This window comes from Bacteroides muris (ex Fokt et al. 2023) (genome assembly GCF_024704895.1).
GTDB classification, from domain to species: Bacteria; Bacteroidota; Bacteroidia; order Bacteroidales; family Bacteroidaceae; genus Bacteroides; species Bacteroides muris.
This window is the reverse complement of record NZ_JAMZEE010000021.1, coordinates 24793-37137: the sequence shown is the minus strand read 5'-3', so window position 1 is coordinate 37137 and position 12345 is coordinate 24793. Positions and strand designations below refer to the sequence as shown.

Sequence of the window (12345 nt, the reverse complement as noted above, 5' to 3'; positions counted from 1 at the left end):
ATTTGACGATTTACGATTTACGATTGAAGTTACATCGTAAGTCTGAATCTCAAATTGTAAACAAAAGGAATATCAATCGTAAATAGTTAAATCGTAAATATTAATGGGATTATTCTCTTTTACACAAGAAATAGCGATGGACCTTGGCACAGCCAATACCATCATCACCACGAATGGCAAGATTGTGGTGGATGAGCCTTCGGTGGTGGCCTTAGACCGTCGTACCGATAAAATGATTGCCGTGGGTGACAAGGCAAAGATGATGCATGAAAAGACCCACGAAAACATACGTACCATCCGTCCGCTGCGTGATGGTGTGATTGCAGACTTCTATGCTTGCGAGCAGATGATACGCGGACTTATCAAGATGGTGAACAACCGTAACCGTCTTTTCTCTCCGTCACTCCGCATGGTGATTGGAGTTCCTTCGGGCAGTACCGAAGTGGAGTTGCGTGCCGTGCGCGATTCTGCCGAGCATGCCGGCGGGCGCGACGTTTATTTGATTTTCGAGCCGATGGCCGCTGCCATCGGTATCGGTATCGACGTGGAGGCTCCCGAAGGCAATATGATTGTTGACATAGGTGGTGGCTCTACGGAAATTGCCGTTATCTCTTTGGGAGGTATCGTAAGCAACAACTCCATCCGTATTGCCGGTGATGACCTGACAGCCGATATTCAGGAATACATGAGCCGCCAGCACAACGTGAAGGTCAGCGAGCGTATGGCTGAGCGTATTAAGATTAATGTAGGTGCCGCCTTGACGGAACTTGGTGAAGATGCTCCCGAAGACTATATCGTTCATGGTCCGAACCGCATCACGGCATTGCCCATGGAAGTGCCGGTATGCTATCAGGAAGTGGCGCACTGCTTGGAGAAGTCTATTTCTAAGATTGAGACTGCCATCTTGAGTGCATTGGAGAATACACCTCCCGAATTGTATGCCGACATCGTCCACAACGGTATCTACCTTGCCGGCGGCGGTGCATTGCTTCGTGGCCTGGATAAGCGTCTGACTGATAAAATAAACATACCGTTCCACATTGCGGAAGACCCCTTGCATGCCGTTGCCAAAGGTACGGGCGTGGCATTGAAGAATGTTGACCGCTTCTCATTCCTGATGCGGTAATGCGGAATTTATTAAACTTTCTCATTAAATATAATTACTGGTTCCTCTTTCTTCTGTTAGAGGTAGCCAGTTTTATTTTATTATTTCGCTTCAACCATTACCAGCAGAGTGTGTATTTCACCTCTGCCAATGGCGTGACAGGGAAGGTTTATGAGCTATCGGGTGGCATCACTTCTTATTTTCATTTGAAGACGGTCAATGAGGACTTGCTCGACCGTAATATGTGGTTGGAACAGCGACTTTCCTTTCTGGAAAATGTATTGAAAGAAAAAGGATTGGACTCCGCCAGACTGTACAGTATGGAACGGCTTGCTCCTACGGAGTATCAGGTATTCAAGGCGAATGTCATAAAGAACAGCCTGAACAAGGCTGATAATTACATCACTTTAGACCGTGGAACGACGGAAGGTATCCGTCCTGAGATGGGAGTGGTGGATGCCAATGGCGTGGTGGGCATTGTGTATAAGACCTCTCCCCATTATTCGTTGGTCATTCCGTTGTTGAACAGCAAGTCGAGCATCAGCAGCAAGATTGTGGGCAGTGATTATTTCGGTTATCTGAAATGGGAGGGAGGTGACTCCCGTTTTGCCTATCTGAAGGATTTGCCCCGGCATGCTGAATTCAATCTGGGAGATACGGTGGTGACCAGTGGTTATTCTACGGTGTTTCCCGAAGGTGTCATGGTGGGGACGGTGGATGATATGTCCGATTCGCACGACGGGCTTTCCTATCTGTTGAAGATAAAGCTGGCTACGGACTTTGGAAAGCTGAGCAATGTGCGTGTCATATCCCGCACCGGGCAAGCTGAGCAAAAGGCATTGGAAGCAAAGGGGGAAGAGTAGTAATTGGTGATTGATGATTGATGATATATCGTTTAGCGTAAAAAAAGATAACATTGTTAGTTAATTATCTGCATAAAATAGGATGGTTCATAGGCTTGGTACTGTTGCAGGTACTGATATTGAACAATGTGCATATAGCAGGATATGCCACTCCATTTCTGTACATTTACCTGATATTGAAGTTTGAGTCGGACACTCCCCGCAATGCGTTGATGTTGTGGGCATTTTTCTTGGGCTTGGCTGTCGATGTCTTTTCCGACACGCCGGGGATGAATGCTGCTGCTACGGTGTTCCTGGCTTTCTTGCGTCCCGTTTTCCTGCGCTTATTCGTGCCTCGTGACACGCTGGATACACTGGTTCCGGCTATCCGTACAATGGGGATTCTTCCTTTTCTGAAATATTTGGTTGTGAGTGTGCTGATACATCACGGCTTGTTGCTTGCCCTCGAATTTTTCTCTTTTGCCCATATCGGTACGCTGTTGTTGAGAATCGCGACAAGTACCCTGCTTACTGTGACCTGCATTATGGCTGTTGAGGGGATAAGAAAGAAAGGATAAAGGGATTAAGGATTAGGAATTGATGAAAGATTATACATTAGAAAAGCGGAAATATGTAATTGGGGCGGCGGCTATTGTCATCGTTATTATTTACGTGTTCCGGTTGTTCGACTTGCAGATTATGACCGATGACTACAAGAAGAATGCCGACAGCAACGCTTTTCTGAACAAGATACAATATCCCTCGCGCGGGGCTATCTACGATCGTAACGGTAAGTTGCTTGTGTTTAACCAGCCGGCATACGACATTACGTTTGTTCCGCGGGAGGTGATACAGTTGGACACGCTCGACCTTTGCAGCGCCTTGAACATCACCCGTGAACAGTTTGACAAACGGATGAAGGACGTCAAGAACCGTTGGATGAATCCCGGTTATTCCAAATACACCCATCAGGTGTTTATGACGCAACTTTCTGCCGAGGAGTGCGGCGTGTTTCAGGAGAAGCTGTTCAAGTTTCAGGGTTTCTATATTCAGCGGCGCACCATCCGCCAATATACTTATAATTCTGCCGGACATGCGTTGGGGGATATTGCTGAGGTGTCCAAGCGTGATATAGAGAACGATGATTACTATATCCGTGGTGACTATATAGGCAAGCAAGGCATCGAGAAGTCTTATGAAAAGTACCTGCGTGGAGAAAAAGGGGTGGAAATCCTCTTGCGTGATGCCCATGGACGTATTCAGGGGCGCTACATGAATGGACAGTTGGATCGTCCTTCCGTGCCGGGCAAGAACTTGACCTTGGGGTTGGACATAGACTTGCAGATGCTGGGCGAACGCCTGCTGCAGAATAAAATCGGTGCAATCGTGGCCATCGAACCGGCTACGGGCGAGATTCTCTGTATGGTTTCTTCGCCTTCCTTCGACCCTCATCTGATGATTGGGCGGCAACGCGGAAAAAATCACCGGATGTTGCAGATGGACAAGCGGAAACCTTTGCTGAACCGTGCCATTATGGGGGCATATCCTCCGGGTTCTACTTTCAAGACGGCTCAGGCGCTGACGTTCCTTCAGGAAGAGATTATTCATGAGGATTATCCGGCTTATCCTTGTGCGCATGGCTTCAACTATGGAAGTTTGCATGTAGGATGCCATGCGCATGGCTCCCCGTTGCCACTGGTACCTGCCATCGCCACTTCGTGTAACTCTTATTTCTGCTGGGGGCTGTTCCGTATGTTCGGTGACAAGAAGTATGGTTCGCCACAGAATGCGATTACGGTATGGAAAGACCACATGGTGTCGCAGGGGTTCGGCTATCGGCTCGGTACCGATCTTCCTGGTGAGCAGCGTGGCTTTATTCCCAATGCCCAATTTTATGATAAGACGTATCGGGGCTCTTGGAACGGGCTGACAGTTATCAGTATCTCCATCGGGCAGGGTGAGATTACCGCTACTCCGTTGCAGATTGCTAATTTGGGTGCGACCATTGCCAACCGGGGACATTTCATCACTCCGCATATCGTAAAGGAGATAGAGGACAATGAGCTCGACACTCTTTATCGTAATCCCCGCTATCCCATTGTCGACCGTGAGTATTATGAGATGGTGGTGAAGGGTATGCGTGCCGCCGTTACGGGAGGGACATGCCGTGTGGCAGGTGCTATCTTGCCCGGTATAGAGGTGTGTGGTAAGACGGGTACGGCGCAGAACCGTGGCAAAGACCATTCCGTTTTCATGGGCTTTGCCCCGATGGATAATCCCAAGATAGCCATTGCGGTGTATGTGGAGAACGGTGGTTTCGGTGCTACGTATGGAGTGCCTATCGGTGCAATGATGATGGATCAGTACCTGCATGGAAAACTGTCGCCCGAGAACGAGATACGGGCAGAAGAATTCAGCAACCGTGTGATACTCTACGGTGATGAGGAGAGATGATGGAGAGGAATCAAGGATGAGTAACTCCAATCGTAAATTGTAAATCGTAAAATAGTGAATAAATTGGTGACGCGGAAAGATAGTATGTGGAAATCATTGGACTGGGTGACGATTGTCGTTTACCTGCTGCTGATTGTATTCGGCTGGTTCAGTGTCTGTGGAGCGAGTTATGATTATGGTGACCGTGACTTTCTGGACTTCTCCACCCGTGCCGGCAAGCAGTTCGTCTGGATTATATGTTCCTTCGGGCTGGGGTTTGTATTGCTGATGCTGGACGATTCCCTCTATGACATGTTCTCCTACCTTATATATATAGGGCTGATGCTGTTGCTGATTGTCACGATATTCATTGCGCCCGACACGAAAGGATCGCGGTCGTGGATTATCCTGGGACCGGTCAGTTTGCAACCGGCGGAATTTGCTAAGTTTGCCACGGCGCTGGCGCTGGCCAAGTATATGAGTGCCTACTCGTTTACGATGAAGAACTGGAAAAGCTTCCTTATGCTGGCTTTTCTGATTCTCTTCCCCATGTTGCTGATTATCCTGCAGCGGGAGACGGGTTCGGCATTGGTGTACTCTGCATTTTTTCTGATGCTTTATCGGGAGGGAATGCCGGGCGTGGTGCTCTTTTCGGGTATATGTGCGGTGGTCTACTTTGTAGTGGGCATCCGTTTTGATGCGGTAATGATTGCCGATACGCCGACGCCTATCGGAGAGTTTGCCGTGCTGCTGATGGTGCTGCTCTTTGCCGGAGGCATGGTGTGGGTTTATAAAAAGCGTTGGGAACCCACGCGGAATATCATTGGTGGTTCGTTGGGACTGCTACTTGTGGCTTATCTGACTTCGGAATACGTGGTACCCTTCAACTTGGTGTGGGTACAGTGGGGGCTTTGTGCACTTGTTGTCGGGTATCTTATCTTTCTTTCTTTAAGCGAGCGCCATTTATCTTATTTTCTAATCGGGCTGTTTGCCTTGGGTTCGATAGGTTTTCTCTACTCCAGCGACTACTTCTTCAATAAAGTGCTGGAACCTCATCAGCAGATACGTATCAAGGTGGTACTTGGCATGGAGGAGGACCTTGCAGGTGCCGGCTATAACGTAAACCAGTCGAAGATAGCCATTGGCTCCGGGGGCCTGACCGGCAAAGGTTTCTTGAACGGTACGCAGACAAAGCTGAAGTATGTGCCGGAGCAAGATACGGACTTCATCTTTTGCACCGTGGGCGAGGAGGAAGGATTCGTAGGGTCTACGGCTGTACTGTTACTGTTCCTTATTCTTGTCTTACGGCTGATTGCTGTGGCCGAGCGGCAGCAATCTCCCTTTGGCCGGGTATACGGCTACTCTGTGCTTAGCATATTCTTATTTCATTTATTCATCAATATAGGTATGGTGCTGGGACTGACTCCTGTTATCGGTATCCCATTGCCTTTCTTCAGTTATGGAGGTTCGTCTCTTTGGGGGTTCACTATCCTGTTGTTTATCTTCCTACGGATTGATGCGGGACGTAATCGCCGAATTTAGTTGTGATTCCGTTTTCTTGTGGAATATGCGAATGGGCTTGATTGTCATTGTATTGCATTTATACATTGTTTACATCATATTGTAACGTTCTTTACGCTGTATTGTAACGCCTTTTACATTTTGGTGTAATGGCCGTTACATCTTGGCGTAAAAGACGTAACGCTATGAGGTAAGAGGGCCGGTTATGAGACCTCGTCAGTTTCCCCTTCGAGGAGATGTGAGTGGGAGATTGAGACAGTTGTTAGAAAAGGTAATAAAGCAGAATAGGGAGCTCCTATCTCTTCAGTTTGATTCCGATGTCGTTGATTCCTTGCAGTCTGTCGTCCGGTAGCGTATAGGCCACTTTAAAAAGGTAGATGCCGGGTTTGCCGATTCGAATGCTTCCTGCGGAAACGGCAGTCTGATAGAGACCTCCCCAGCCGTCACCTTTCCAGACTCCTTCTTTGTCTGCCAGAATTAGCTGTATGGTGTCTGCAGGTGCCGGGATGGAATCTGTGGTGGTGTAGCAGATGGATAGAGGTAGATTCTGATAAGGATAGTTGCTTCGGTTACGAACTTCCAAAGACAGTTTGTAATAGGTCAGTGAGTCGGTGACCTTCACGTCGAAAGAGAGTGTGTCTTTGCGCAACCAGCCTTTGGTGGGGAGGGATTGGAAGGAATGGTATACAGTCTGTTTGTCGCAAGCGCTCAGCAGGCTTGCGGCAAACAGTAGTATGATACCTTTCAGGCAGAGATTTCTATTCTTGAGTCGGTTTGTCATTTTGGGCAGGTCTTTCACCTTGAGGTTTAGGCTTATTGTTACGGGGCGGACGACGGTTGTTATTGTTCCTTTGTTGACGTTCGCCTTGTTGCTGGTCACCCAGTTTGGATGCTTGCCGGTCTTGTTTTTGCCTCGGTTGCCGGTCTTGCCAAGATTGTTCTCTCTGACTGTTGGCTTGGGGAGCACTCTGTTGCGGACGACCGTTTCCACTCTTTTTCTTTTTCCTGTTACGGTTGTTGTTGCTGTTTTCGCCACCGTTGCCGTCACCGCCACCCTTGCCTTTACGGTTACGGTCAAAGCGGGTGAGGCTCTCTTGTTCCAGCAAGTCTACCGGCTTTTTAGGTTCGGAGCGATGGTTTTCTTCTGTCAGGCTGTCGGGCTTGATGCCGCGTCTGTTCAAGCCGATGACCTCAAAAGCCCGTCTGCCGCTGATGGTCACCAGGTTGGCGGGGATATTCTTGTCGCTCGAGTAGGTTATCAGATTGCTCAGGATGTCAGCCTTGAAGAAGAAGAACTCGCCATCCTTCGTTTCCAGGGTAATCTCACGTGAGGGCAGACGCTTTTGTGCTTCCACGTAACAGTCCACTTCGTAGTTGAGGCAGCATTTCAGCTTGGCGCATTGGCCGGCAAGCTTCTGCGGATTCAGGGATATGTCTTGGAAACGCGCCGCGCTGGTAGATACCGATACGAAGGAGGTCATCCAGGTGGCGCAGCAGAGTTCGCGTCCGCAAGGACCGATGCCACCGATGCGTCCTGCTTCTTGGCGGGCGCCTATCTGTTTCATCTCGATGCGTACGTGGAAGGCGTCGGCAAGAACTTTGATGAGCTGGCGGAAGTCCACCCGCTCGTCGGCGATGTAGTAGAAGATGGCCTTGTTGCCGTCTCCCTGATATTCCACGTCGCCAATCTTCATGTTGAGGTCGAGGTCTAAGGCTATCTGACGCGAACGTATCATGGTTGAGTGTTCGCGGGCTTTTGCCTCGTTGTACTTCTCCATATCCACAGGTTTCGCCTTGCGATAAATGCGTTTGATGTCTGCCTCGGACTTGATATTGGTCTTCTTCATTTGTAGCGGTACGAGTCGTCCGGTCAGGGTTACCACACCGATGTCATGTCCGGGGGTGGCTTCTACGGCTACGATGTCGCCTTTCTCCAGAGGTATCTTGTTGCTGTTGCGGAAATAACCCTTGCGAGTATTCTTGAACTGAACCTCTACCAGCTCACTTTCATTGGCATTGCCCGGAATGTCTGCCAGCCAGTCGTAGGTGTTCAGTTGCTTGTCCTGCCTGCCGCAACTCTTGCAGCACAGGCCTCCGCTTCCGTTATGTAGTTTAAATTCCATCATCTGATTTATTTACTATTTGACTATTTACTATTTGATACTTTGCATTTCATTGTTTTGCCACCTTTCATTGTTTCAACAGCACAATCATCTTTAGCGAGAAGTCGAAGAACACCATGCGGGCGTTTACGTTCTGCTCGATGTGGCGTTGTGCCTCACTTAGTTCGTCCATGATACCCATGACATTCCGTTCGTTGACAAAGGGGGCGAAACGGGTGGCGAAGTTTTGTTCGGGCAACGTCATGTAGTTCATCTCCTTACGATGCAGGTTGTAGATGAAGTTCTCGCGGGTCATACGCTGGCAGTAGTCCAGGAAGTTTTTCTGCCGTTCGCGTCCCATGGCGGCAAGTTGCTCGCTCCATTGTTTCATTTCCCGTATCTTGCGCTGGTAGGAGAGACGCATCAAGCTGACAAAGAGATTGAAGAACAGTTCGTTCTCCTCATTCAGGTGGATGGTTTCCAGCGCTTTGATGAAGTCGCCGTTTGCCAGATGGGCTATCGTCTCGCTGTCGCGGGGCTGCACTCCGTATTTCTGCTGCAGGGCTTCGGCTATGTCGGCTTCTTCAATCTTGGGGATGTTGAAGCGCTGCGTGCGGCTGAGGATGGTAGGCAGTATCATTTCCGGAGCTTCGGAGATGAGGAGGAATATCGTTCTTTCGGGTGGCTCTTCCAGTAGCTTCAGTAGCTTGTTGGCGCAGACCTCGTGCATTTTTTCGGGTAGCCATACGATGGTCACTTTGTAACCTCCTTCGCTGGACTTCAGGCTGAGTTTGCGAGTTATCTCATCACTCTCTTTGGCGTAGATGATAGCTTGTCCGTTCTCGGCATCCATTTCGTTCAGCCAATGGTTCAGCCCGAAATAGGGACTGTTCAGCAGAAGGCGTCGCCAGTTGGCGATATAATCGTCGCAGACTTCCTTTTTCCCTTTGGCGCTTTTGACGATAGGGTATACGAAGTGTACGTCGGGATGCACCAGCTTGTTCCATTTCACGCAGGAAGGGCAGGTGCCGCATGCATCGGTTTCCGTCCGGTGGGGACAGCAGAGATAGCGGGCATAGGCAAGTGCCAATGGGAGTTTTCCTACTCCGGCAGAGCCGCAGAAAAGTTGTGCGTGGGGGATGCGTCCTTCCTGCACTTCTTGTATCAGCCTTTGTTTGGCTGCCTCTTGACCTATTATCTCCTTGAAACTGAACACGGGTTAATTAGTTATGAGTTATTACTTGTGACACTGCCAGTTGCCAATTGTCAACTATCAGTCATCCATTGTTTAGTAGATTTGTTTGGCTACTTCCCTGATGCTGTCTGTGGCTCCTACCGAGTAGAAGTGGAGGCTTGGGACGCCATGGGCTATCAGCTCTTTGCACTGCTGCACGCACCATTCGATACCCACTTGCTGAGTTTCCGCATCGGTGTTGCACTTCAGAACCTCTTGGGTCAGTTCCTCGGGCAAATCTACTTTGAACGTCTTGGGTATCATGCTAAGTTGTGACAACTTCTTGAAGGGCTTGATGCCCGGGATAATCGGGATGGTGACACCGGCTTGACGGGCGCGCTTCACGAAGTCGAAATATTTCCGGTTGTCGTAGAAGAGCTGGGTCACGGCATACTCCGCACCCATTTCCATTTTCTTCTTCAGCCAGTGGATGTCAGTATCCATGTTGGGAGCTTCTTCATGCTTTTCCGGATAGCATGCCACACCGTATGAAAACGGGGTATTGGTGACTTTCATCTCGGAGCCGTCCACAAAGATGCCTTTGTTGAAGTTATTGATTTGTTCCTGTAGTTCGATGGCGTGGTGATAACCGTTGCCCACGGGGATAAACGAGGATTCGTGCTTTGCCTTGTCCCCACGAAGTACCAGCAGGTCGGTGATGCCGAGGAATTGCAGGTCGAGCAGCACGTACTCCGTCTCCTCGCGGGTGAAGCCGCTGCAAAGGATGTGTGGCACCATGGTGATGTTGTATTTATTCTGGATGGCAGCGGCTACGGCTACGGTTCCGGGGCGGCGGCGCAGGCGGTTCCGCTGGAACAATCCGTTGCCGAGGTCTTTGTACACATATTCGCTGCGGTGCGTGGTGATGTTGATATATTTAGGGTCGAATTCCCGTAACGTATCTATGGTCTGATACAGCTTTTCGATGCCTGTACCTTTCAGTGGTGGCAATATTTCAAAGGAAAAAGCTGTTCTTTCGTTACTGTTTATCAGGTCGATTACTCTCATTTCTTTTTCGTTATCTTTGTCCGGTTGGCAAGAAACTTGCACATTGGGAACAAAAATACGAAAAAGAAATGAGAAATGCCGGAATTGCCGGCTATTCTTTTATACAGCGAATGGAAAGGGCTTTATAATAGGGCTTGCCGGTGACATGGGCGGTGCTTTTGACAAACTCGTTGCTTTCGCCGAGAAAGTAAAAGGTGCTTTCCGAAAGTGTATGCTTTGTGTAGTCCCAACTCCAAAAGGCGGTCATCTTGTTTGGGCTGTTGTGGCTCTTGTTGTACCACATTCCTACGGGGAAAGCATTGAATCGGGTATGGTTGTTGACGGGGACAACTTCGCCGGATACCATTACCTGCCATTCTCCTGCTTTTAGTATGGAGGTATCGTTGTCGGTGTAGTTTTTCAGTTGCTCCCAGTCTGCATCCGATGGAATTTTCCAGCCTTCGGGAGCCAACTCTCCTGCCAGTATGGCTTCTCCATTGTAAAAATAAATATCATATTTGTCCGGCTTGTAATATCCGGCTTTGTCCGTTCCCAAGTCAATCTGTTTTTTCAGGGGAGTTCCGTCACGGTAGGTGGTGGCATGGAGCTCTCCACCCATCCAGTATTGGGCTCCAATCTTGACAACGGGGTATTCGGTAGACACTCCTTTTCTGATGTCTCGAAGAGTGTAGCATGCCACATTCACTTTGATGGCGTTTTCCGGCTTTTCCAGAAGCAGCTTATGGTTGTTGTCTATATAGAGCTTATCTATGCCGGTAGATTTTCCTTTGGTATAGGTGAATCCATAATCGTCTGTATTCCAGCTTATCTTTCCTCCGCAGATGGTGTCGTTGCGGTCTGCAAGCTGTAGGATGATTCCATTGCTCAGGTCGGTCTTTTCATTTTCGTCTACGGGATAGGCTATGATGGCTCTGGAAGTCAATGACGCTGATTTGAGATATTCCCTACATACTTCTGCAACGGGTACTCCTTCGTGATAAATTCTGTATACATTTGAAAGAGAAAAGGAGAGAGCGGAGATATGTATGGCAGTGTAATCTTCCATATTGTCGGTGTCAATGGGAGGGAGGCTGCTCCATTCCTTGATTTCTCCGGCAAAACTGCTCAGTACGTTGCTGTTGCTCTGCATGGCTGATATGTTGATGGTACATTGGGTGCTGCTGTTCATTTCCACGTCGGGTATTGCACAACTGTATATACGTCCGTTCCACTCCATAATGAAGGATTGTTTGCCGTCGTTTATCGTTTGGGGTATGATGATGAATTCCTTGCCGGTAAGTTTGTTGTCTTTGACGTTCCACTCGCCGGAGGCTATGATGTCTTGTGTTCCTGCAAGATTACTGAAAGTCCCGTCCTCCAGATTATAATCGGCCGAGGTCTTGAGCCCGGTTGCGATGATGCGCGGATTGGCTTTCAGCAAATCATTGGCGGAGTTGCTTGCGTCAGGAGTCAAAGAGATTGCCAGTTTGGACAGCTTGTGCTGGAACTCCAAGGTTACAGATTTGGTCTTATTGGTGATTCCTTGCGCTTTGGCTACCAAAAAGTCACTTTGTGCGCGGTTCTTCTCATTGCTTTGGTCTGTCTGTACGGATACGGGAAGGACGGACGTACCGGCGGCTACCCCTTCGGTTTGGTAAGGGTGGTAACTGATAAAGTCCAGTGGTACATCTCCTTCCGGATAGAATACTGTCTTTTTGGCAACCAGTGTGGAGCCTTCCGTATATTCCAGAACCAGATTGTCAATATACCGTTTTCCCTTGATGGAGCCGGAGGAAGTGGTTGCAAACAAACCCATTCTGTCTCCTTTTTCAAAGGTGGTGTTTGTGACCTTGGTGTTTGCCTTTTCCATTTTGATAGAGAACGTAATAGGTATCGTCCCTTCCTTAATTTCCACTTCTGGTTCTTCATCAATCCGATTCACACAAGCTGTATTTCCTAAGGACATACAGCAGAATAAAGAGGCTGCTAAGACTCCTTTTGCAAGAATAAGTTTTTTCATTATATTATTATTGCGGGGCAACGGTTTTTCCGCTTTCCCAGTTATACTTAATAGACCTTGTCTTAAAATGAGGATTTAGCAGAGCTATAACTGGTATGGAA

At 48.7% G+C, this 12345-nt stretch carries 10 protein-coding genes; 5 read left to right on the top strand and 5 right to left on the bottom strand.

From position 1 onward, the window contains the following. The first annotated feature begins 103 nt into the window (after window positions 1–103). The 5 genes from M1B78_RS10105 (at window position 104) to rodA (ending at window position 5922) form a co-directional block, all read left to right on the top strand. Window positions 104–1126, top strand: coding sequence for a rod shape-determining protein (locus M1B78_RS10105; protein WP_005828544.1), 1023 nt, complete (start codon window positions 104–106; stop codon window positions 1124–1126). Next, complete coding sequence (gene mreC / locus M1B78_RS10100; RefSeq protein ID WP_257940590.1) at window positions 1126–1968, top strand: rod shape-determining protein MreC; 843 nt, start codon at window positions 1126–1128, stop codon at window positions 1966–1968. Before M1B78_RS10105 ends, mreC begins: the two co-directional genes overlap by 1 nt. Before the next feature lie 53 nt (window positions 1969–2021). Then, entirely contained in the window at window positions 2022–2525 is a 504-nt protein-coding gene (mreD, locus tag M1B78_RS10095) for a rod shape-determining protein MreD (RefSeq protein ID WP_257940589.1), read from the top strand. A 19-nt stretch (window positions 2526–2544) separates the two neighbouring features. Continuing rightward, entirely contained in the window at window positions 2545–4401 is a 1857-nt protein-coding gene (gene mrdA, locus M1B78_RS10090; RefSeq protein WP_136009747.1) for a penicillin-binding protein 2, read from the top strand. 63 nt (window positions 4402–4464) lie between these two features. Then, window positions 4465–5922: a rod shape-determining protein RodA gene (rodA, locus tag M1B78_RS10085; protein WP_257940602.1), complete on the top strand. Its 1458-nt coding sequence runs from the start codon at window positions 4465–4467 to the stop codon at window positions 5920–5922. 274 nt (window positions 5923–6196) lie between these two features. Here rodA and M1B78_RS10080 read toward each other — a convergent pair whose 3' ends face one another. The 5 genes from M1B78_RS10080 to M1B78_RS10060 all read right to left on the bottom strand — a co-directional run bounded on the left by M1B78_RS10080 (window position 6197) and on the right by M1B78_RS10060 (window position 12244). Continuing rightward, window positions 6197–6682 carry a gliding motility lipoprotein GldH gene (locus tag M1B78_RS10080; RefSeq protein WP_257940588.1) on the bottom strand — a complete coding sequence of 162 codons (486 nt, stop codon included), beginning with the start codon at window positions 6680–6682 and terminating at the stop codon, window positions 6197–6199. After that, window positions 6660–8024, bottom strand: coding sequence for a PSP1 domain-containing protein (locus tag M1B78_RS10075; protein ID WP_257940601.1), 1365 nt, complete (start codon window positions 8022–8024; stop codon window positions 6660–6662). Before M1B78_RS10075 ends, M1B78_RS10080 begins: the two co-directional genes overlap by 23 nt. Window positions 8025–8091: 67 nt before the next feature. Then, window positions 8092–9219 carry a DNA polymerase III subunit delta' gene (gene holB / locus M1B78_RS10070; protein ID WP_136009750.1) on the bottom strand — a complete coding sequence of 376 codons (1128 nt, stop codon included), beginning with the start codon at window positions 9217–9219 and terminating at the stop codon, window positions 8092–8094. Between the two features lie 72 nt (window positions 9220–9291). After that, window positions 9292–10245, bottom strand: a complete 954-nt coding sequence (gene metF, locus M1B78_RS10065; RefSeq protein ID WP_176468497.1) for a methylenetetrahydrofolate reductase [NAD(P)H] — start codon at window positions 10243–10245, stop codon at window positions 9292–9294. A gap of 91 nt (window positions 10246–10336) precedes the next feature. Beyond that, window positions 10337–12244 (bottom strand): fimbrillin family protein, encoded by a 1908-nt coding sequence (locus tag M1B78_RS10060; RefSeq protein WP_257940587.1) that lies wholly within the window; start codon window positions 12242–12244, stop codon window positions 10337–10339. Between the last annotated feature and the right edge of the window lie 101 nt (window positions 12245–12345).